A 22,478-nucleotide genomic window follows, 5' to 3' on the forward strand; every position below is an offset into this window, starting at 1 on the left:
GCGGCACAGGGATGTGACGTCGTACCCGACCCGAAAGCCAGGCGCAATAAGCCGAGGGTACCGCGAAGCGGCGGTTTTCTTTGCCGGGAGCCGGGATTGTTAAGGGCGCGGCGGCGAGCGCCCTTGACACGTTCACCGCAGAGAAATTGACAGGTAGCGGAGGAGGAAAAGTGAACGGAACGGTTCCACTCTTTTTTCAAAGGGCGGTCTTTAAAGCAAAATAATGAATAAAAATTCATTATTTTGCTTAACTGAGTGGCATTACGGCATTTGCCGACCTTTCCCCTATAGCGCCATCACTTCGCTTTGACGGTCTCTTCACCCACCAGACCAATCTTCAGATAACCCGCCTGGTGCAGGGTATCCATCACCCGCATCATGGTCTCGTAGTCTACGGTTTTGTCGGCGCGGAAGAAGATGGTGGTCTCTTTCTTGCCTTCCGTCAGGGCGGTAATCTCCGTCACCATGTTGTCATCGGTGACCGGCTCATTGCCTAAGAACATCGACTTATCCGCCTTGACCGTCAGGTATACCGGTTTTTCCGGGCGCGGCTGCGGCTGGCTGGAGGAGGCCGGTAGATTTACCTTCACATCCACGGTCGCCAGCGGCGCAGCGACCATGAAGATAATCAGCAGCACCAGCATGACGTCGATAAACGGCGTCACGTTGATTTCGTGCATTTCACCGTTATCGTCCAGATTTTCGTTAAGACGCATTGCCATCGGACGTTATCCTACACGTAATTTTTGCGCGGTACGTACCGGGTGCGCGCCACTGGCGCTCAGGTCGAGATCGCGGCTTTGCAACAGCAGCACCTGCGCCGCTACATCGCCCAGCAGCGCTTTGTAGCTGCCGATCATGCGCGCGAAAACGTTATAGATAACCACGGCCGGAATTGCGGCGAACAGGCCAATCGCGGTCGCCAGCAGGGCTTCGGCGATCCCCGGCGCGACGACCGCCAGGTTGGTGGTCTGCGTCTGCGCAATACCGATAAAACTGTTCATGATCCCCCAGACGGTGCCAAACAGGCCGACAAACGGGGAGATAGCGCCGATAGTGGCAAGATAGCCATTACCGCGGCCCATATGACGGCCCACGGCGGCGACACGACGTTCGAGGCGAAAGCCGGTACGTTCTTTAATGCCTTCGTTATCTTCAGCGCCAGCGGAGAGCTCCAGCTCGTTTTGTGCTTCGTTGATAAGCAGGCGGCTTACGCTTTTCGCCTCGAAGGCGCCGGCAATGTCGCTGGCCTGGTTAAGAGAGCGGGCGTCGCCTAACTGCTGCTGTTCGCGCTTGAGACGGCGTTTGTGAGAGATAAGTTCGGCGCTTTTGCTGAAAAAAATGGCCCAGGTGACAACGGACGCCAGTACAAGGCCTATCATCACCACCTTTACCACGATATCGGCATGGTGATACATACCCCATACGGAGAGATCCGCCTGCATCAAATTATTACCCACTCTGTATCTCCAGGATCTAAATCACAAATTCAGCGCGTAATCATATCAAAACATGGTCGAATTGATAGTGGTTCTCATTACTATTTACATAGTGCAACAATCACCACTCCTTTTCCTTGCGCTCACGCAGTAAAATTGTGCATTGCTGCCGTCATGTAAAATTTTCCTCTTTATCCATAAATCGCGGGTACATGCCGGAGCAATCATGGTAGTTTAGACGTCCAGACGTATAAAAATAGGCAGAGCGAGCATGTCAGATAAGCAACGTGATACCCTACTGGTGAACGCCGGGCGCCGTAAAAAATATACGCAGGGCTCGGTCAATAGTGTGATTCAGCGCGCGTCCTCCCTCGTTTTCGACACGGTGGAAGCCAAAAAACAGGCCACCCGTAATCGCGCCAAAGGCGAGCTGTTTTATGGTCGCCGCGGCACGCTCACCCACTTCTCCCTGCAGGAAGCCATGTGCGAACTGGAAGGCGGCGCCGGGTGCGCGCTTTTCCCCTGCGGCGCGGCTGCCGTGGCCAACTCGATTCTGGCCTTCGTCGAACAGGGCGACGAGGTGCTGATGACCAATACCGCCTACGAGCCAAGCCAGGATTTCTGCACCAAAATTCTGGCCAAACTCGGCGTCACTACCCGCTGGTTCGATCCCCTGATCGGCGTCGGGATTGAGCGCCTGGTTCACCCCAATACCAAAGTCGTGTTCCTGGAATCACCGGGGTCAATCACCATGGAAGTACACGACGTCCCGGCGATTGTCGCCGCCGTTCGCCGCGTCGCACCAGACGCCATCATTATGATCGACAACACCTGGGCGGCGGGCGTGCTGTTTAAGGCGCTGGATTTCGGTATCGATATCTCCATTCAGGCCGGGACGAAATACCTGATTGGCCACTCCGACGGCATGGTCGGCACGGCGGTGTCCAATGCGCGCTGTTGGGATACGTTGCGGGAGAACGCTTACCTGATGGGGCAAATGCTCGACGCCGATACCGCCTACATGACCAGCCGCGGGCTGCGCACCCTGGGCGTCCGTCTGCGTCAGCATCATGAAAGCAGTCTGAAAATTGCCGAATGGCTGGCGTCACATCCGCAGGTCGAGCGGGTAAACCACCCTGCACTCCCCGGCAGTAAAGGGCATGAATTCTGGAAACGTGACTTTACAGGCAGCAGCGGCCTCTTCTCATTCGTGCTCAATAAACGTCTGAACGATGATGAACTGTCTCGCTATCTCGATCACTTCACGCTGTTCAGCATGGCCTATTCATGGGGCGGTTTTGAATCGCTGATTCTGGCAAACCAGCCGGAACATATCGACGCGATTCGTCCCGAGGGTTCGCCTGACTTTACCGGCACGCTGATTCGCCTGCATATTGGTTTAGAAGATGTAAACGATCTTATCGACGATTTAGCGGCGGGTTTTGCCCGCATCGTGTAAAGTGACAGAGCATGGACAGATTCGCGGACACGGAGTGATTAAAAAGTCTGCTGGAGTTGCGTCCGGGATCAAGGCGTCCCGGGCAATTCAGGAGTACAATACGTCAAAAATGTTGTTCCACAGGAAAGTCCATGGTTGTCATTCAAGAAATCGTCGCCGCACTTTGGCAACATGATTTTGCCGCGCTGGCGGACCCGCACGTTATCGGGGTTGTTTATCTGGTCATGTTTGCCACGCTGTTTCTGGAAAACGGCCTGCTTCCGGCGTCCTTTTTGCCGGGCGATAGCCTGCTGCTGCTCGCCGGCGCCCTGATTGCGAAAGGGGTCATGGGCTTCGTCCCCACCGTGGTCATCCTCACCACCGCCGCCAGCCTTGGCTGCTGGTTAAGCTATATTCAGGGCCGCTGGCTCGGCAATACGCGTATCGTCAAAAGCTGGCAGGCGCAGCTTCCGGCCAAATACCATCAGCGCGCAACCTGTATGTTCGATCGTCACGGCCTGCTGGCGCTGCTGGTCGGGCGCTTTCTGGCGTTTGTTCGCACCCTGCTGCCAACCATGGCGGGGATTTCCGGTCTCTCCAACCGCCGTTTTCAGTTCTTTAACTGGCTCAGCGGCCTGCTGTGGGTCGGCGCGGTCACCAGCTTCGGCTATGCGCTGAGCATGATCCCATTCGTGAAACGCCACGAAGACCAGGTGATGACATTCCTGATGGTGCTGCCGATGTTCCTGCTGGTTTCCGGCCTGTTAGGCACCGTGATTGTGGTGTTGAAAAAGAAATATTCTAACGCCTGATGTCCCGCCCTTTCCCGGACGGGAGAGGGCAAAATCAGATGAGCTGCATGGCGCGAATGCGCGCCGCATCCTCTCCCGGCGTCATGCCGAAATAACGCTTAAACTCCCGACTGAACTGCGATGCGCTTTCGTAGCCCACCTTCATGGCGGCAGTGCTGGCTTTGAGTCCGTCGTGCACCATCAGCATCCGCGCCTTATGCAGGCGATAGGTCTTCAGGTACTGCAGCGGCGAAGTGCTGGTCACGGACTTAAAGTTATGGTGGAAGGCCGACACGCTCATGTTGGCTTCCGCCGCCAGCTGATCCACGCTCAGGTTTTCGGTGTACTGACTTTCGATGCGCTTTAGCACGCGGCTTATCAGGCTGAAGTGGGTCTGGCGGCTCACCAATGCCAACAGCGCCCCGCCGCACGGCCCCAGCAAAACATGGTAGAGGATCTCGCGAATAATCTGCTTGCCGAGGATCCGGGCATCAAGCGGGCGTTCCATGACGTCCAGCAGACGTTCGGCGGCGCAGAGGATCTCGTCGGAAAGCGTTGCCGAGTTAATGCCGCTGGCGGCCATCGCTGGTTGAAATAGCGCATCCTCGCCGATATCCATCAGCAGCTCCTGCAACTGCAGGATATCGATGTTGAGCCGCATCCCGGCCAGCGGCACTTCGGGCGTCGCAAAGGTCTCGCACTCAAACGGCAGCGGCACCGTCAATAAAAGATACTCGCTGGCATCATATTGAAACGTTCGCTCGTTAATATAGCCAATCTTATGGCCGGAAAAGAGAAATATGATACCTGGCTGATACATCACCGGCGTGCGTCTGCACGGTTCAGTCCCGTACATCAGGCGAATATCCGGCAGCAAAGCACTAAGCCAATCCTCTTTATTTTTCAGTAGATTAATTTTATCTGACAGCAGAAGACAGGTTTCATCACGGTTCATAACGTATCGTTTCAGACAGGGATAACAATGTCGTTATTGTGGCCAGAAAACCACATATTCTCCAGTCCTCTGTAGAAATGGGCAAGACATTGACAGGAATGTGCATTGAGGCGACAGGGGCGACAGGACCACAATACGCCCCATCAGGCAGCCCTGTTCTGCCCTCTTTTTCACCCGTATATAGGGAACGAGCCATGTTTAATTTTAATCTGCATACCCCAACCCGCATCATCTTTGGTAAAGGCGCCATTGCCAACCTGCGCGCGCAAATCCCGGCTGACGCCCGCGTGCTGGTCACCTACGGCGGCGGCAGCGTGAAGAAAACCGGCGTGCTGGACCAGGTACTGAGCGCGCTGGACGGTCTGGATGTGCTGGAATTTGGCGGTATTGAGCCAAACCCGTCGTATGAAACGCTGATGAACGCGGTGAAAATCGCCCGTGAGCAGCAAGTGACCTTCCTGCTGGCGGTCGGCGGCGGTTCCGTGCTGGACGGCACCAAATTTATCGCCGCGGCGGCGCACTACGCCGACGGCGTGGACCCGTGGGAAATTCTGCAAACCCGCGGTAAAAACATCACCCGCGCAATTCCAATGGGCTCCATCCTGACCCTGCCGGCGACTGGCTCTGAGTCCAACATGGGCGCGGTGATTTCCCGTAAAACCACCGGCGACAAGCAGGCGTTTATGCACCCGCGCGTCCAGCCGGTCTTTGCCGTGCTCGACCCGGTCTACACCTACACCCTGCCGCCGCGTCAGGTGGCGAACGGCGTCGTGGATGCCTTCGTACATACCGTTGAGCAGTACGTCACCTACCCGGTTAACGCCAAAATTCAGGACCGCTTCGCCGAAGGCATTCTGCTGACGCTGATTGAAGAAGGTCCGAAGGCGCTGAAAGAGCCGGAAAACTACGATGTGCGCGCCAACGTCATGTGGGCGGCGACTCAGGCGCTGAACGGCCTGATTGGCGCGGGGGTACCGCAGGACTGGGCGACCCATATGCTGGGCCACGAACTCACCGCGATGCACGGTCTCGACCACGCCCAGACGCTGGCCGTCGTACTGCCTGCGCTGTGGAATGAAAAACGCGACGTGAAGCGCGGTAAATTGCTGCAATACGCCGAGCGCGTGTGGAACATCACCGAAGGCGCTGAAGACGCGCGTATTGATGCCGCCATTGCCGCGACCCGCAATTTCTTCGAACAGCTCGGCGTGCCGACTCGCCTGTCCGGGTATGGCCTGGACGGTAGCTCCATCCCGGCGCTGCTGAAAAAACTCGACGAGCACGGCATGATAAAACTGGGTGAAAATCAGGATATTACTCTCGGGGTTAGCCGTCGCATTTACGAGGCTGCGCGCTAAGGGTTTGCCGAGTAACCTTTCATTTTCGGCGGGTTCGTCCACACTTAATGCTACCACCTCACCGGGTTTACCCCCGGTGAGTTTCATCTAAGGAGGAATGCATGACACATCCAACCGTAATTAAACTTCAGGACGGCAACGTGATGCCGCAACTGGGTCTTGGCGTGTGGAAAGCAAGCAACGAAGAGGTCATTTCCGCGATCCATAAGGCGCTGGAGGTCGGCTATCGTTCGATAGATACCGCCGCCGCCTATCAGAATGAAAGCGGCGTAGGGAAAGCGTTAAAGAGTGCGGGCGTCCCTCGTGACGAGCTGTTTATTACCACCAAGCTGTGGAATGACGACCAGAAACATCCGGCGGAAGCGCTGAAAGAGAGCCTGCACAAACTCCAGCTCGAGTTTGTCGACTTGTACCTGATGCACTGGCCAGTACCGGCCATCGATCACTATGTGGATGCCTGGCTTGGCATGGTTGAGCTGCAAAAACAGGGGCTGGTCACCAGTATCGGCGTATGTAACTTCCAGGTGCATCATCTGCAGCGACTGATTGACGAAACCGGCGTCGCGCCGGTCATTAACCAGATTGAGCTGCACCCACTGATGCAGCAGCGTCAGCTTCACGCGTGGAACGCCACCCACAAAATTCAGACCGAATCCTGGAGCCCGCTGGCGCAGGGCGGCGAAGGCGTTTTCGATCAGAAAATCATTCGCGATCTGGCGGACAAGTACGGCAAATCTCCGGCGCAAATCGTCATTCGCTGGCACCTCGACAGCGGCCTGGTGGTGATCCCGAAATCCGTTACCCCTTCTCGTATCGCTGAAAACTTCGACGTCTGGGATTTCCGTCTCGACAAAGATGAGCTAGGTGAAATCGCCAGACTGGATAAGGGCAAACGCCTGGGGCCTGATCCTGATCAATTTGGCGGATAATCTCCCGACTACGCGTTTACGTCATACGCGTTTCCCCCTGCTAGTGGTATCCTTGGCGCTTTCGTTCACGGAGAGAAGCAATGCGGTACCTTAGCAGGTGGTTTCTTATCGTCCTGACGGCCCTCAGCGTAACGGCGTTCGCCCAGAAGCCCGTCGTTTCCCTAAAAGAAACCATTGAGCAAATTTATAAGCCATACAGCATCAATACGGACCCGGTCTCCATTTACGACACCGGCGAAAATCGTATTGTCTCAACGCGTCTGGCGGCGGTGCTGCAAACCGACAGTGAATTGACGGCACCTGGCGACGGCGGCGCGCTGGATAACGACCCACTCTGCGGCTGTGAGGATTACGACAAGCTGGTGGTCGATGACATTCAGCTTCTCGATGACAACACGCAAACCGCCACGGCGATTGTTCGCGTGCGTCCGTTTGCCAACAACCCGCAAATGAATACCGTCTCGCTCTCCTTCGTCAATGAAAACGGCCGCTGGCTGATTGACGATATTATGAATGACGATCAAAGCGCCTATCAGCGGGTCGTCAAAAGCAACCACGAACAGCAGGCGATGCTGGATGGTCTGCAACGCCCTCTGCCCGGCGATTTTATCCGCAACCTGTTTACCAACACCGACGCCAACGCGCTCTCCTGGACGCTGCTGCTTGCCCCCACGTCACGGAAAATCGTCGACAACTTTTCCGACATGACGGCGGATATCTCTCCGAAAGATCAGGAGAAAAACGCGCTGCCGGATATCTGGAACACCAATCCGTTGTGCGGCTGTGATGACCCGACCACCGCCACCCTTGAAGAAGTGCAGACCAAAGCGGAAAGCGGCGGCAGAACCCGGGTGCATGCCCGATTTACCCTCGCCAATGGCGATGAGAAAACACAGGATATCGATCTGGTGAACATGGGCGGTCGCTGGCTGATTGACGACTATATCGATCCGCAGAAAGGCAGCCTGATCCAACATCTGGCGCGCATCGTCATCACGGAAAGCCACTCGCAGGCGCATTAAGCGCCCGCGAGCGGACACGCTAAGGCAGGTTACGCTTTCTTTTTCGTATTCGCGCGCGCAGGCGCCGCGGCGCCGTTACGACGCTGATGCTGAATCGGCGTATGTTTGGTCAACGCCGGGCGTGTATTGCGGTTCTGACGACGCGCTTCACGCATTTCCTCCAGCGTCGGCGCAGGCACCAGGCAGTCGCGGCGCGAACCTATCAGATGCTTTTTGCCCATATCTTCCAGCGCCTGACGAATCAGCGGCCAGTTGGCCGGGTCATGGTAGCGCAGCAGCGCTTTGTGCAGACGACGCTGCTTATCGCCCTTCGGCACCACCACATCTTCACTCTTATACCCAATCTTACCGAGCGGGTTCTTGCCGGTGTAATACATGGTCGTCGAGTTCGCCAGCGGCGACGGGTAGAAGTTCTGCACCTGGTCGAGGCGGAAACGGTGACGCTTGAGCCACAGCGCCAGGTTGACCATATCTTCGTCACGCGTCCCCGGGTGCGCCGAGATAAAGTACGGGATCAGATACTGCTCTTTACCCGCCTGTTTCGAGAAGGTATCGAACAGTTGCTTAAAGCGATCGTAGCTGCCCATCCCCGGCTTCATCATCTTCGACAGCGGGCCTTCTTCGGTATGCTCCGGGGCAATCTTCAGGTAGCCGCCGACATGGTGCGTCGCCAGCTCTTTGATGTAGCGCGGATCTTCCACCGCGATGTCGTAACGCACGCCGGAAGCAATCAGGATCTTCTTGATACCTTTCAGATCGCGGGCGCGACGATAGAGGTTGATCGTAGGCGTATGGTTGGTGTCCATATGCTGGCAGATATCCGGATAGACGCACGACAGACGACGGCAGGTCTGCTCCGCACGCGGTGACTTGCAGCGCAGCATGTACATATTGGCCGTCGGGCCGCCAAGATCCGAAATCACGCCAGTAAAACCGGGCACTGTGTCGCGAATAGCTTCGATCTCGTTGATGATAGAATCTTCGGAGCGGCTCTGAATAATACGGCCTTCATGCTCGGTGATCGAACAGAAGGAACAACCTCCGAAGCAGCCGCGCATGATGTTGATCGAAAAGCGGATCATCTCATAGGCCGGAATGCGACTCTGGCCATACGCCGGGTGCGGCACACGTTTGTAGGGCAGCGCAAAGACGCTGTCCATCTCTTCGGTAGAAAGCGGAATCGCCGGCGGGTTTATCCAGATAAAGCGCTCGCCGTGCTTTTGCATCAGCGCACGGGCGCAGCCTGGGTTAGTTTCATGGTGCAAAATACGAGAAGCGTGGGCGTAAAGCACCTTGTCAGCTTTTACCTTCTCAAAGGACGGCAGCAACACGTACGTTTTCTCCCACGGTTTTGGACGTGGCGGTTGAACGACGATGGCTTTTGCCTCGGCTTTCTTCGGCGCGACGGGTTTGTTATCCGCACACGGCAGATCTTCACCGTACGGATGCGGGATAGGGTCGATTTTACCCGGCATATCAATGATGCGAGAATCCACGCCGCTCCAGCCCGGCAACGCTTCTTTAACCATGATCGCGGTATTGCGCACATCGCGGATCTGCGCGACCGGCTCGCCCTGCGACAAACGGTGCGCCACTTCCACCAGCGGACGCTCGCCGTTGCCGAAAATCAGCATATCGGCTTTGGAGTCCACCAGCACCGAACGGCGCACGGTATCGGACCAGTAGTCATAATGCGCGGTACGGCGCAGGCTCGCTTCAATTCCGCCAAGAATCACCGGCACGTCCTTCCAGGCTTCTTTACAGCGCTGGGTGTAGACCAGGGTTGCGCGGTCCGGGCGTTTGCCGGCGACGTTATCCGGGGTATACGCGTCGTCATGGCGCAGCTTGCGGTCTGCGGTGTAGCGGTTGATCATGGAATCCATGTTGCCCGCCGTCACGCCGAAAAACAGGTTCGGTTTGCCCAGGCGCATAAAGTCGTCTTTGCTGTTCCAGTCCGGCTGCGCAATGATGCCGACGCGGAATCCCTGGGATTCGAGCATACGCCCGCAGATAGCCATGCCGAAGCTGGGGTGATCGACATAGGCGTCGCCAGTGACGAGGATAATGTCGCAACTGTCCCAACCGAGCCTGTCCATCTCCTCCCGCGACATCGGTAAGAACGGCGCCGGGCCGAAGCAGGCCGCCCAGTACTGGGGCCAGGAGAAAAGGTCGCGATCCGGCTGGATCAGGGAAATTGCGCTCATAATGCTTCCGAAGAAAAAATAATCAAAGGGCGTGGATTATACGCTGGATCAATGCGGGAAATGAAGGGATATGTTCTGGGTTTTCCCCTCACGCCAGCGGAGTGAGGGGGGAATGATTACGGCGCCGGGTTCACCAGCATCTGACCCATCGAACCGCGGTCAGCCAGTTCAAGCGTCTGGCTCATGAACTGGAACGGGAAGTGCGGCCAGGAAGGCTGTCCGTAATAGACCAGCAGCTCAACCTGCCCATCGACCCAGACGGTATCTTTCCAGCCCCGGTCTTCCGGGAACGGCATCGCGCCGTTGACGTTGCGCACCTGGAACATCACGCCTTCGATGTGGAACGACTGCGGCCGGTCGGCACGCACCGTCCAGCGTTCCCAGCTCCCCTGCTGGGCGGTGACGTCAATACGCTGCGGATCCCACAACTGACCGTTGATGCCCGGATCGTCGCCGAGAGTGAAATCGCGGCTGCGGATCGGCGTGCCGGTCATAATTTCTGTCGGCAGCAGGCGCGTCGGCAGGCTGTCCGTGACCAGCGGCAGCAGGCCGGTCGGTCGCAGCGTCAGCACCAGCGTGGAGATCAGAATGCTGGAAGGTTCAAAGAACCCACGGATCCGGTCAACAATACTGGCCGCTTCGCCGCAGGTAATCGACACCTCATCGCCGTTGGTCATGTCCACCAGGATTTCACGGCGCTCGCCCGGCGCCAGCGACAGCTGTTTCACCGATACCGGTGCGGGCAGGAAGCCCTGATCGCCGGAGATAACGTGCAGCGCGCGGCCATCGCTGATTTGCAACTGGTAGCGACGCGAGTTGGAGGCGTTCAGCAGGCGCAGGCGCACCCAACCGCGGGAAACCTCGACATAAGGCCCCTGTACGCCGTTGACCAGCAGGGTATCACCAACGAAGCCGCCGCTGCCGGGCTCGCTGTATTCCGGGGTGCCGAAGTTATCCAGCCGCTTATCCTGGATAATGACCGGGAAATCGTCCACGCCGTAGTGATTGGGGATCGGTAACGATTTACTGACGTCATCCTCCACCAGCCACATGCCCGCCAGGCCGTTATAGACCTGCTGCGCCATATGGTTTGGGGTGTTCGCCTGGTACCAGAGGGTCGCCGCGCTTTGGCGAACAGGCAGCACCGGCGCCCAATCGGCGTTGGGCGACATCATGCGCGCCGCGCCGCCAATCAATGGCCCCGGCACCTGCAAGCCGCGAACGGTCATGGCCACATTGTCCGTCAGGCGATTGCTGTAAATCATCTTGACGTCATCACCATTCCAGACGCGGATGGTCGGGCCAAGATAGCGGCCGTTAACGCCCCACACCGGCGCGCGGGTGCCTGGCGTAAACGACCAGTGCGCACGTTGCAGGGTCAGAAACAGGGGCTGTCCACGGCGGGATTCCAGCAGCGGTGGGACCGGCAGAGGCTGCTGCTGCCCGGCCGCATTCGCCCTCAGCGGCACCGCACCTGCGCACAGCGCAATCCCTGATGCCTGAATAAACTGACGCCGACTGAGTGACATATAAACTCCATGACTAACAACGATGCAAAGGGAAACCTTTCCCCGTAGATATAGCTATTTATTTCCCGCCGCTTCACGTGCGGCGACTTCTTTATTCAGTTCATCAATGCGGGCAGCCATCAGCTCGCGGCAGTGCGCCGCCAGCTCCCGAACCTGATCTTTGCCCCACGCGCTGGTATCCACCGGCGGCAGCATTTCCACGATAACCAAACCGTTATTCAGACGATTGAGATTAATTTTATTCGATGTATTGGAAACGCACACAGGAATAATCGGCACGCCTGCCGCAATCGCGGCATGAAAGGCGCCGGTTTTGAACGGCAGTAAACCACGGCCTCGGCTGCGAGTACCTTCCGGGAACATCCAAAAAGAAATTTTGCGCTTTTTAAACGCTTTCACTACCTGGGAAATCGTGCTGTGCGCCTTAGCGCGATTGTTGCGATCAATCAACAGATTACCCGTCAACCAGTACAGCTGACCAAAAAACGGAATCCACGCCAGGCTCTTTTTTCCGACGGTCACCGTCGGCGGTAACACGATATTGGATGCCGTCACCATATCGTAGTTGTTCTGATGATTAGCGATATAAATGGCATTGCCAAAACTGTCCGCTTCAACCGGTATGCGCTTTTCGACCTTCAGGCCGAAAACCGGCGCCAGTCGGCCAAACATATGGCCAAATGTTGCAACGTGCTTTGGATTACGTGGGCTAAACAGACAGTAGATGCTGCCAAAAATACATACCAGAATGCAGTAAATGACAACTATAATTGCGCGAAAAATCAATAGCATAGCTACCTCAAAAACCCTAACCGTTTAGAATTATATACCGGACAGGGGTGTGTGACTTGCAGATCCCTGAAAAGGGTATGTTAATCGCAACGCACGAATTAACAACGGTTTTGCCGCAAATTTTCATTGCCCCGCCACTGCGACGGGGCGATGACATTACGCTTCGCTATCCCCAGCGCTGGCGTTTCGCGGCGAATCAATCTCTACGCGGTCAATTTTTTGCAGACCGCGCATCAGTGTACCCCGGCGACCCCGTTCACCGGTCACCTTCTGTAGCTCTTCCGGACGCAGCTTGATCTTGCGCTTACCGACGTGAATCGTCAGCGTGCTCTGCGGCGGCAGAATATAAAGGTGCGCCAGGCCGTCGTCGCCCTTCGCCGCCTCAGCGGACGGAATACCGATTATCTTGTTGCCCTTGCCTTTCGACAGTTGCGGCAGATCGCTCACCGGGAACATCAGCATACGGCCCGCGTGGGTGATCGCCAGCAGCATGTCAGACTCGTCTTCAATCACCAGCGGCGGCATCACGCGCGCATTTTCCGGCAGCGTAATCAGCGCCTTACCGGCGCGGTTGCGCGCCACCAGGTCGTTGAAGGTGCAGACAAAACCATAACCGGCGTCGGAGGCCAGCAGCAGTTTCTGCTCATCGCCTTCCATCAGCATATGGTCGACCGACGCCCCCGGCGGCAGCGTCAGCTTGCCGGTCAGCGGCTCGCCCTGCCCACGGGCGGACGGCAGCGTGATCGGGTCAATAGCGTAACTGCGGCCCGTGGAGTCAATAAACACCACCGGCTGGTTGCTCTTGCCTTTCACTGACGCCTGGAAGCTGTCGCCCGCTTTGTAGCTCAGTCCTTTGGCGTCAATATCGTGACCTTTGGCGCTGCGCACCCAGCTCATCTGCGACAGCACAATGGTCACCGGCTCTGACGGCAGCATGTCGTGCTCGTTCATCGCCTTCGCTTCTTCACGCTCGTGCAGCGGCGAGCGGCGATCGTCGCCAAACGCCTCGGCGTCGGCCTGCAACTCTTTCTTCAGCAGGTTGTTCATCTTGCGCTCGGAGGCAAGAATGGCCTGAATCTGATCGCGCTCTTTTTCGAGGTCGCTCTGCTCGCCGCGGATCTTCATCTCTTCCAGTTTGGCGAGATGGCGCAGTTTGAGCTCAAGGATCGCTTCGGCCTGGGTTTCGCTGATGCCAAAACGCGACATCAGCACCGGCTTCGGCTCATCCTCGGTGCGGATGATATGGATAACCTCGTCGATATTGAGAAACGCCACCAGCAAACCTTCAAGGATATGCAGGCGCTTGAGCACTTTCTCCAGACGATAGTTCAGACGACGGCGCACCGTGTCGCGGCGGAACGCCAGCCACTCGGTGAGGATCTCCAGCAGGTTTTTCACCGACGGACGACCGTCCAGACCAATCATGTTGAGATTGATACGGTAGCTCTTTTCCAGATCGGTCGTGGCGAACAGGTGGTTCATCACCTGCTCCATATCCACACGGTTGGAGCGCGGCACGATAACCAGACGGGTCGGGTTTTCGTGATCGGACTCGTCTCGCAGGTCATCGACCATCGGCAGCTTTTTATTGCGCATCTGCGCGGCGATTTGCTCCAGCACGCGGGCGCCGGAAACCTGATGCGGCAGCGCGGTAATCACCACCGCGCCGTCTTCTTTCGTCCACACGGCGCGCATACGTACCGAGCCGCGGCCGTTCTGGTAGATTTTGCGAATTTCAGCGCGGGAGGTGATGATTTCCGCTTCGGTCGGGTAATCCGGCCCCTGAACGATGTCCAGCACCTCGTCCAGCGTGGTGCCCGGTTTATCGATAAGCGTGATCGCCGCGTGCGCCACTTCGCGCACGTTGTGCGGAGGAATATCGGTCGCCATCCCGACCGCGATACCGGTCGTGCCGTTCAACAGAATATTGGGCAGGCGCGCAGGCAGCATTTTCGGCTCCTGCATCGTACCGTCAAAGTTCGGCACCCAGTCAACGGTTCCCTGACCCAGCTCGCCCAGCAGCACATCGGCATACTTCGACAGGCGGGATTCGGTATAACGCATCGCAGCGAACGATTTCGGATCATCCGGCGCCCCCCAGTTCCCCTGGCCATCGACCAGCGGATAACGGTACGAGAACGGCTGCGCCATCAGCACCATCGCTTCATAGCAGGCGCTGTCGCCGTGCGGGTGGTATTTACCCAGCACATCGCCGACGGTACGGGCGGATTTTTTGAATTTTGCGCTGGCGCTCAGCCCCAGCTCGGACATCGCATAAACGATGCGGCGCTGTACCGGTTTCAGGCCATCGCCGATAAACGGCAAGGCGCGGTCCATGATGACGTACATGGAGTAGTCAAGGTACGCTTTTTCCGTAAACTCATGCAGCGCAAGGCGCTCTGCCATATCGCTCATTAATTCTGATTCCTCAATCTGTGCGCCGTAGAGGTGCAGACAGCAAACTTCGGGCGATAATACCCTATCTGACGGGCGGAGTCACAGGGCGACCGCCGGATGTCCGGCGGTGCGGGGATTTACTTCAGAGGAAGGTAAATATCGGTCTGTAGCGCGTGTTCTGGAACCTTTGCCACTGTAACGCGCTGTCGCCAGAAAGCGATGACCGTGAGGATTACTGGCTGATTTTGCTGATTTGCTTCACGTCGACTTCAAAATCACCCCACTCTTTGTCGACTTTACCTTGCAGTTCGACTTTGTCCTGCGGGGAGACGGTCAGCCCGTTCCAGCGCTTGTGGTCGATCTCCACGTTCACCGTGCCGCTGGCATCGCGGAACAGGTAACGATCATCAGAGAGACGCTCAACGATGTTGCCGCGCAGCTTAACCCAGCTGTCGTCCTTCATCTCTTTGACCTTTGCCGCGGTGGTCAGGTTAGCATTGGCATCCACAAAGCCGCCGCTCTGCGTTGGCGTCTGGCTGGCTGACGCGGTTGCCGTCGGGCCGGTAAAACCGCCCTGCGTATTAGCGGCAAACGCCGGTGCGGAAACGATAGCAATGATAGCGGCAATGGCTGCGTATTTTTTCATAAAAATGTTCTCCCTTTATCGTAATTCGAAGCCATTACACAGGATAAAACTTAACGACTTCTTAAGGGTAAAAAAGATAATTTTTTGCTGTACAGCCGCTGTCCACAACGCTTTACTGACCGTAAACGGGCCGCATTTAAGGGCTAAGGATGCGAATTTTACTCATAGAAGATGACAAACTGATCGGCGACGGCCTGCGGGCCGGGCTGGTGAAAATGGGCTTTACCCTCGACTGGTTCACCCGCGGCGAGGAGGGAAAAGCGGCGCTGCTCGCCGCCCCTTATGACGCCGTTATCCTCGACCTCACCCTGCCAGGCATCGACGGGCTGGATATCCTGCGCGCCTGGCGCGCTCAGGGCCGCCAGGAGCCGGTGCTTATCCTGACCGCGCGCGACGCGCTGGCCCAGCGGGTAGAGGGGTTGCGACTGGGCGCCGACGACTACCTGTGCAAACCCTTCGCCCTGATTGAAGTCGCCGCGCGCCTCGAAGCGCTTATCCGCCGGGTGCACGGTCAGGCCACCAACGCCCTGCAGCACGGCAAGGTAACACTGAACCCGGACAGCCTGACCGCGACGTTCGACGGCGCGCCGCTGTCGCTTAAGCCTAAAGAGTTCGCCCTGCTGGAGCTGCTCATGCGCAACGCCGGACGGGTGCTACCGCGCAAGCTGATTGAAGAAAAGCTCTATAGCTGGGATGACGACGTCTCCAGCAACGCCGTGGAGGTTCACGTGCACCATCTGCGCCGCAAGCTCGGCAGCGACTTTATCCGTACCGTTCATGGCATCGGCTACACGCTGGGTGAAGCATGAGTGTCTTTCGCCACCTTAGCCTACGCCTGCGCCTGACCCTGCTGTTTCTGCTGCTGACGCTGGTCGCCTGGATCTGCGCGAGCTATATCGCCTGGCAGCAGACCACCCATAAGCTCGACAAACTGTTCGACACCCAGCAGATGCTGTTCGCCAAACGTCTGAGCGCAATGGACTTTAACGACCTGCGCGTTCCCACCTCGCTGCCGGTGCGTACCCAACAGAAATTCAAGCACGGGCATCTCGACGATGACGCCCTCGCCTTCGCCATCTTCACCACGAATGGCCGCAAAGTGCTGCATGACGGCGAAAACGGGCAGGATATTCCTTACAACTATCACCGTGACGGCTATGAAAACGGCTCGCTGGACGGCGACGATGACCCCTGGCGCTTTTTATGGCTCACCACTACCGACGGCAAATACCGGATTGTCGTCGGCCAGGAGTGGGATTACCGTCAGGGGATGGCATTCGATATCGTCACCTCCCAGCTGACGCCGTGGCTGGTGGCGCTGCCGCTGATGTTTATCCTGCTGATTGTGCTGTTAAGCCGCGAGCTGGCGCCGCTGAAAAAGCTCACCCGCACCCTGCGCAACCGTTCGCCAGAGGCTGCGGAGCCGCTCAGCACCCACGGAGTCCCCGGCGAGGTGCGACCGCTGGTCGATGCGTTGAACCAGCTGTTCGCCCGCTCGCATGAAATGATGGTGCGCGAACGGCGCTTTACCTCCGATGCGGCTCATGAACTGAGAAGCCCGCTGACCGCGCTGAAGGTGCAAACCGAAGTGGCGCAGTTGTCGATAGATGACCCGGAAAGCCGCGAGAAGGCGCTCTCCCAGCTGCATGCCGGGATAGACCGCGCAGCGCGCCTTGTGGAGCAGTTGCTGACCTTATCGCGCCTTGATTCGCTCTCGCAACTCGACGACGTTGAACAGGTTCCGCTGGCGGACCTGCTGCAATCAGCGGTGATGGATATCTACCATCCGGCGCAGCAGGCGGGTATTGATGTGCGTCTGCACCTCAACGCCGCCGACGTGATGCGCCGCGGTCAGCCGCTGCTGCTAAGCCTGCTGGTACGTAATCTGCTCGATAACGCCATTCGCTACAGCCCGCCGGGCCGCCAGGTCGACGTCACCCTCGACGCCCGCCAGTTCACGGTGCGCGACAACGGGCCGGGCATCAGCGCCGAGGCGCTCGCCCGCATTGGCGAACGCTTCTACCGTCCGCCCGGTCAGGATGCGCCAGGCAGCGGCCTGGGGCTGTCTATTGTCCGGCGCATCGCCACGCTGCACCAGATGACAGTGACGTTCGGCAACGCCCCGGAAGGCGGATTTATCGCGACCCTCAGTTGGTGACGGAATTATTGCTCCTACAGCAAAAGACTTTGCACATTTTGCTCATTTCTCCGCTGTGACGTCAGCGTTAACATGCTGCAAACGTCATTTTTGCTAAGGACTCATTATGAGCACTATTCTGATCATCAACGGTGGTAAAAAATTTGGTCACTCCAACGGTCAACTCAACGACACCATGACGGAGGTCGCACAGAGCTATCTGCGCGACGTCGGGCATGACGTCCGCGTCGTGCGCGCCGACGGCGATTACGATGTCGAACAGCAGGTACAGAACTTCCTGTGGGCCCAGACGGTTATCTGGCAGATGCCGGGCTGGTGGATGGGCGCGCCGTGGACCGTGAAAAAATACATCGACGATGTCTTTACCGCTGGTCACGGTTCGCTGTACGCCAGCGATGGCCGCACCCGCACCGACACCCGCAAAAAATACGGCTCCGGCGGTCTGATCCAGGGTAAAAAATATATGCTGTCGCTGACCTGGAACGCGCCGATGGAAGCCTTCACCGAAAAAGACCAGTTCTTCCACGGCGTGGGCGTTGACGGCGTTTATCTGCCGTTCCATAAAGCCAACCAGTTCCTCGGGATGGAACCGCTGGCGACCTTTATCGCTAACGACGTGATAAAAATGCCGAACGTCCCGCACTATGCTGAAGAATATCGCAAGCATCTTGCCGCGATTTTTGCTTAACTGGTTAGCTGGATACAGGCTTGGCCTGTCAGGTTCAAAGAAGGAGTTTAACCATGTTAACTGTGATTGCTGAGATTCGTACCCGTCCGGGCCAGCACCATCGCCAGGCCGTTCTGGAGGCGTTTGCCAAAATTATCCCGACCGTCCTCAGGGAAGAAGGCTGCCACGGCTACGTGCCGATGGTGGATCATCCCGCTGGCGTCAGTTTCCAGGCTACGGCGCCGGACTCTATCGTGATGGTCGAGCAATGGGAAACCGTGGCGCACCTTGAAGCCCACCTGCAAACCGCGCACATGAAGGCGTGGAGCGAAGACGTTAAAGGCAACATGCTGGAAAGCCACATCCGCATTCTGGAACAGGGCGTTTAACCCCGCTGTCCCCCTTACCCTCTCCGTCTGGAGAGGGTCTGCGTTTCCCCGGCTTCCCCTGGCCGCCTGTTTTTTAGTAACAAAAGATGAGTGTTGATGCCCCGTTGTGGCAAATTTCCCGGCAACTGATACTTTCATGGTGCCCCCCATCCGTTTGGGATTACTCAACATGAAAACTCACATTGCGTTTGCGTTAGCCATTGCGCTGTGTTCTACCAGTGCGCTGGCGTATCAGGAAAAACCGTTAGCGGAGTCATCGGGCTCCGAACAGAAGGTTCAGCGCGCCACGATCAGCCAGTTTTCCGGTGATGAAAATGATGGCGACATCGCCCATGTCTACGGTCAGGGGCTTTGCAGCACCTCGGCGGCCTCCAACTGCAACAGCGCGTTCAGCACCGCGCCTCGACACATGGCCGAGCGCGATCGGTGATAGCGTGACATTTGTTCCCCCTCTCGTCCCTATACGGTCCGAAGAGGGGGAATCACCGCTAACGGAACGTCGTCGGCAGCCACAACGAAAGCACAGGCATGTAGGTCACGGCCATCAGCACTAAAAACAGCGCCAGATAAAACGGCATCATTGATTTGACCACCTGCTCCACCTTCAACCCGCTGACCGCGCTGGCGACAAACAATACCGACCCGACCGGCGGGGTAATTAAGCCAATCCCCAGATTGGTCATCATGATGATGCCGAAATGCACCGGATCAATCCCCACCTTCGTGACCACCGGCAGTAAAATCGGCGTCAGGATAAGGATCAATGGCGCCATATCCATCAGCAGTCCCAACAGCAGCAGCATGATGTTGATGATCATCAGAATGATGTATTTATTATCCGACAACGACAGCAGCGCGGACGTGATTTGCTGCGGGATCCCCACCAGCATCATCACCGAGCCAAACGCCGCCGCAAACGCGATAAGCACCATCACCATCGTCACGGTCTTAATCGTCCGGTGAATCAGCTTTGGGAAATCCTTGAGCTTATATTCGCGATAGACGAAGAAGGTGACGAACATCGCCCACACGCAGGCGATCGCCCCGGATTCCGTCGGCGTAAAGAAGCCGGAGAGAATGCCTCCGGAGATGATCACAATCGTAATAAGCCCCCAGATTGCATCCGTTGCAATTTTAATCTGACGACGAAGTTCAAGGCGTTGCTCCTTGGGGTAATTGTTTTTGCGCGCGGAAAGAAGACACAGTACGACCAGCGTCCCGCACAGCACCAGCGTCGGGATGATCCCCGCCAGAAACATTGCCGGGATCGTCACTGCCGCCGTATTGGCCACGATAGCGAACAGCACCGAGTTATGACTCGGAGGAACCAGAATCGCCTGCACCGACGCGCTGGCGGTAAGTACGGCGCCAAACGAACGCGGATACCCTTTACGCTCCATTTCCGGAATTAATACCGAGCCTATCGAGGCCGTATCGGCGACAGATGAACCCGAAATAGCGCCAAACAGCGTTGATGCCAGAATATTCACCAGCGCCAGCCCGCCGCGTATCCAGCCGACGAAAAGCCCGGCAAAATCCACCAACCGCCTCGCCATCCCGCCTTCGGCCATAATGGCGCCTGCAAACACAAAAAACGGAATGGTTAGCAGGTTCACGTTATCGGTGCTATGGAAGATGGTAATAATCAGGCCATCCAGCGAAAAATCAGCAAAAGCGGTGACCACCACGGCAGTTAACCCCACCGCGTAAGCCACCGGCATTCCCAGCGCCATTAACACCACGAAGGTCACCAGAAACACGAGCAACGTCATATCCATTTCACATGTCCTCAGTGACCCGCTTTTGCGGAACCAAATTGCACCAGTTCACGATGGGACTGTGAACCGAAGAGAAGCTTCTCAAGCACAAACAGCAGGGTGAAAAAAGAACCCAACGGCACGGGCAAATGGGTTATCCCGGAGGTGAGGAAAGGCAGCGAGGGTACGATATCATCCCAGGCATCCATGCATCCCGTCACCCCCCAGTGGATGATAAACAGGCAGGTGACCAGCATGGCGATATCCACGAAGAACTGAACACCTTTTCTGGCGGCGGGAGAGATATTATCGACCAGCATCGTTATCGCGATATGTCCCCCTGCCCGGTAGGCGGCAGCGGCGCCGACAAACGAGAAGGTGATCATGCATATTTGCGATAACGGCTCCGGCCAACTGGTCGAGGCATGCGGTAAAAAACCAAGCCAGCCGGGAAAATCCGGGCGAAAGCGCGCATATATACCAACCAGATAAATAAAGGTCATAAATAACAAACTCATCCCTGATAACCAGATACAAATCCGGTACACCACATCCATAACCCGGATATAGTTATTCTTCATCATCGTCTCCTGAGGACGGCAGATTAGCGCGGTGCTTATCTGCCGGGGATGTGTTATTGCGTGTCCTGAATTTCCTGCATTAATGAACCGAATTGCTTACCGTATTTTTCGCGAACGGGCGCCGTCGCATCCACAAACGGTTGTTTATCGACTTTGATAAATTTCACGCCCTGCGATTGCAGCTTACTCACCGATTTATCGACGTATTGCGTCCACAGCACACGCTCTTCCGCCTGAGCCTCTTTGGCCAGCTTCATTATTAACGCCTGATCGTCAGCAGACAGTTTGTTCCATTTCTTTTTAGAGAATGCGAGCACTTCGGGGATCATGAAGTGCTCCGTCATATCGAAATACTTTGTTCCCGCCACCGCGTAGTTTTCAGTATCAAACGTCGGCTCATTATTTTCCGCTGCATCAATAACGCCGGTTTGCAGGCTGGCAAAAACGTCGCCCACCGGCAACACGACCGGATTAGCGCCCATTGCTTTAAAGGAATCCAGGCCGATGGGGTTATTCTGCAAGCGGATCTTCACGCCAGAGAGGTCGGCAAGGGTGGCGACGGGTTTCTTGGTAATCAGACTACGGGAGCCCGCATCCATCCAGCCGAGGAACACCAGCCCGAGATTACTGTCGGTAATTTTCTGCGCCAGACCGTCGCCAATCTTTCCGTCCAGAACATGATGCTGATGCTCTGCATCACGAAACACAAACGGCATATTAAACACGCTGACTTCCGGCAAAATACCGCCGACAGGCGCCATAGAAACACGGAGCACATCAATCGCGCCGGCTCGCGTTTTTTCAAGCGTGGCGCCCTCATCCCCCATTTGTCCATTAGGGTACATTTTAATAGATAAACGCCCGTCGGTCTGCTGACTGAGTTTTTCCCCCATATGAATAACCGCAGCCGTTGTAGGGTAATCTGCCGGGTGCACGTCAGAGGCAATAAAAACGGTTTTCGCCATCGCGGCAGTGCTACCCATTAATAAGGACAGCGATATCAGGCTAAATACGAGTTTGTTCTTCAGCATAAAACCACTCCGTTTCCAGGTATTATTATGGCGGTATGGAATATACCGAGGTCATTTCCCCACGCCGCATCGTAAACAAAAAAAACGCTTGCCGGGGTTCAATATGAAGGAAATCCAGAGGGCATTCTGTGAGATAAAACATAAAAACAAAAAGGCGTTTCAGTTTTGAATTTTATGAAACAAGAAAAATGAAATGAGTAAACGCGGCAAGAAAGGGCTTGTTCTCTTTTGTCTTCAGATGAAATAAAAAAAGCGGGGGAATAATACATGCCCCGCTTATTGATTATATAAATAGCTGATGCGGGATCAGGCTTCCAGATCCGCCATATCGCCTTTTTCCTGCAGCCAGTTACGGCGGTCTTCCGAACGCTTTTTGGCCAGCAGCATATCCATCA

General features: G+C 56.5%; 20 protein-coding genes and 1 pseudogene. 10 read left to right on the plus strand and 11 right to left on the minus strand.

Annotated elements, in window-relative coordinates:
- Window positions 1-296: 296 nt before the first annotated feature.
- The gene (gene exbD, locus JO226_RS04280; RefSeq protein ID WP_293493745.1) at window positions 297-722 is read right to left on the minus strand and encodes a TonB system transport protein ExbD; all 426 of its coding nucleotides are present in this window, start codon (window positions 720-722) and stop codon (window positions 297-299) included.
- 6 nt (window positions 723-728) lie between these two features.
- Window positions 729-1,460, minus strand: a complete 732-nt coding sequence (exbB, locus tag JO226_RS04285) for a tol-pal system-associated acyl-CoA thioesterase (RefSeq protein ID WP_293493748.1) — start codon at window positions 1,458-1,460, stop codon at window positions 729-731.
- Between the two features lie 250 nt (window positions 1,461-1,710).
- Here exbB and metC point away from each other — a divergent pair, with 250 nt between their 5' ends.
- On the plus strand, window positions 1,711-2,898 hold the full coding sequence (gene metC, locus JO226_RS04290) for a cystathionine beta-lyase (RefSeq protein ID WP_293493750.1): 1,188 nt from the start codon (window positions 1,711-1,713) through the stop codon (window positions 2,896-2,898).
- Window positions 2,899-3,029: 131 nt separating this feature from the next.
- Window positions 3,030-3,689, plus strand: coding sequence for a DedA family general envelope maintenance protein YghB (gene yghB, locus JO226_RS04295; protein ID WP_293493752.1), 660 nt, complete (start codon window positions 3,030-3,032; stop codon window positions 3,687-3,689).
- A 34-nt stretch (window positions 3,690-3,723) separates the two neighbouring features.
- Here the strand turns inward: yghB and JO226_RS04300 are convergent, their stop codons facing one another.
- Window positions 3,724-4,623: an AraC family transcriptional regulator gene (locus JO226_RS04300; RefSeq protein WP_293493754.1), complete on the minus strand. Its 900-nt coding sequence runs from the start codon at window positions 4,621-4,623 to the stop codon at window positions 3,724-3,726.
- 194 nt (window positions 4,624-4,817) lie between these two features.
- Here JO226_RS04300 and yqhD point away from each other — a divergent pair, with 194 nt between their 5' ends.
- The 3 genes from yqhD to JO226_RS04315 all read left to right on the plus strand — a co-directional run bounded on the left by yqhD (window position 4,818) and on the right by JO226_RS04315 (window position 7,932).
- Window positions 4,818-5,981: an alcohol dehydrogenase gene (yqhD, locus tag JO226_RS04305; protein WP_293493756.1), complete on the plus strand. Its 1,164-nt coding sequence runs from the start codon at window positions 4,818-4,820 to the stop codon at window positions 5,979-5,981.
- 101 nt (window positions 5,982-6,082) lie between these two features.
- Window positions 6,083-6,910, plus strand: a complete 828-nt coding sequence (gene dkgA, locus JO226_RS04310) for a 2,5-didehydrogluconate reductase DkgA (protein WP_293493759.1) — start codon at window positions 6,083-6,085, stop codon at window positions 6,908-6,910.
- An 80-nt stretch (window positions 6,911-6,990) separates the two neighbouring features.
- Window positions 6,991-7,932, plus strand: coding sequence for a DUF3828 domain-containing protein (locus tag JO226_RS04315; protein ID WP_293493762.1), 942 nt, complete (start codon window positions 6,991-6,993; stop codon window positions 7,930-7,932).
- Between the two features lie 29 nt (window positions 7,933-7,961).
- On the opposite strand, the pseudogene JO226_RS04320 reads toward JO226_RS04315, so the two are convergent.
- The 5 genes and pseudogenes from JO226_RS04320 to JO226_RS04340 form a co-directional block, all read right to left on the minus strand.
- Window positions 7,962-10,228, minus strand: a pseudogene (locus JO226_RS04320) (YgiQ family radical SAM protein).
- Window positions 10,229-10,252: 24 nt separating this feature from the next.
- Window positions 10,253-11,665 (minus strand): cell division protein FtsP, encoded by a 1,413-nt coding sequence (gene ftsP, locus JO226_RS04325; protein WP_293493765.1) that lies wholly within the window; start codon window positions 11,663-11,665, stop codon window positions 10,253-10,255.
- Window positions 11,666-11,719: 54 nt separating this feature from the next.
- Entirely contained in the window at window positions 11,720-12,457 is a 738-nt protein-coding gene (gene plsC, locus JO226_RS04330; protein ID WP_293493768.1) for a 1-acylglycerol-3-phosphate O-acyltransferase, read from the minus strand.
- 156 nt (window positions 12,458-12,613) lie between these two features.
- On the minus strand, window positions 12,614-14,872 hold the full coding sequence (parC, locus tag JO226_RS04335) for a DNA topoisomerase IV subunit A (protein WP_293493771.1): 2,259 nt from the start codon (window positions 14,870-14,872) through the stop codon (window positions 12,614-12,616).
- Between the two features lie 214 nt (window positions 14,873-15,086).
- The gene (locus JO226_RS04340) at window positions 15,087-15,500 is read right to left on the minus strand and encodes a YgiW/YdeI family stress tolerance OB fold protein (protein ID WP_293493774.1); all 414 of its coding nucleotides are present in this window, start codon (window positions 15,498-15,500) and stop codon (window positions 15,087-15,089) included.
- Window positions 15,501-15,649: 149 nt separating this feature from the next.
- Between JO226_RS04340 and qseB the strand changes: the two genes are divergently transcribed.
- From qseB to JO226_RS04365, 5 genes are all read left to right on the plus strand, one after another.
- Window positions 15,650-16,309, plus strand: coding sequence for a quorum sensing response regulator transcription factor QseB (gene qseB / locus JO226_RS04345; protein WP_293493777.1), 660 nt, complete (start codon window positions 15,650-15,652; stop codon window positions 16,307-16,309).
- Entirely contained in the window at window positions 16,306-17,658 is a 1,353-nt protein-coding gene (qseC, locus tag JO226_RS04350; RefSeq protein ID WP_293493780.1) for a quorum sensing histidine kinase QseC, read from the plus strand. The genes qseB and qseC overlap by 4 nt, the downstream gene beginning before the upstream one ends.
- A gap of 106 nt (window positions 17,659-17,764) precedes the next feature.
- Window positions 17,765-18,346, plus strand: coding sequence for an NAD(P)H-dependent oxidoreductase (locus JO226_RS04355; protein ID WP_293493783.1), 582 nt, complete (start codon window positions 17,765-17,767; stop codon window positions 18,344-18,346).
- A gap of 53 nt (window positions 18,347-18,399) precedes the next feature.
- Entirely contained in the window at window positions 18,400-18,714 is a 315-nt protein-coding gene (locus JO226_RS04360) for a putative quinol monooxygenase (RefSeq protein ID WP_293493786.1), read from the plus strand.
- Window positions 18,715-18,883: 169 nt separating this feature from the next.
- Window positions 18,884-19,144: a hypothetical protein gene (locus tag JO226_RS04365; RefSeq protein WP_293493789.1), complete on the plus strand. Its 261-nt coding sequence runs from the start codon at window positions 18,884-18,886 to the stop codon at window positions 19,142-19,144.
- 58 nt (window positions 19,145-19,202) lie between these two features.
- Here JO226_RS04365 and JO226_RS04370 read toward each other — a convergent pair whose 3' ends face one another.
- The 3 genes from JO226_RS04370 to JO226_RS04380 are packed head-to-tail and all read right to left on the minus strand — an operon-like array spanning window position 19,203 to window position 22,083.
- Window positions 19,203-20,492, minus strand: a complete 1,290-nt coding sequence (locus JO226_RS04370) for a TRAP transporter large permease (RefSeq protein ID WP_293493791.1) — start codon at window positions 20,490-20,492, stop codon at window positions 19,203-19,205.
- 11 nt (window positions 20,493-20,503) lie between these two features.
- Window positions 20,504-21,055 carry a TRAP transporter small permease gene (locus JO226_RS04375; RefSeq protein ID WP_293493794.1) on the minus strand — a complete coding sequence of 184 codons (552 nt, stop codon included), beginning with the start codon at window positions 21,053-21,055 and terminating at the stop codon, window positions 20,504-20,506.
- Window positions 21,056-21,105: 50 nt separating this feature from the next.
- Entirely contained in the window at window positions 21,106-22,083 is a 978-nt protein-coding gene (locus tag JO226_RS04380; protein ID WP_293493797.1) for a TRAP transporter substrate-binding protein, read from the minus strand.
- Between the last annotated feature and the right edge of the window lie 395 nt (window positions 22,084-22,478).

Source organism: Pluralibacter sp., from assembly GCF_019237635.1.
Taxonomy (GTDB): Bacteria; Pseudomonadota; Gammaproteobacteria; order Enterobacterales; family Enterobacteriaceae; genus Enterobacter_B.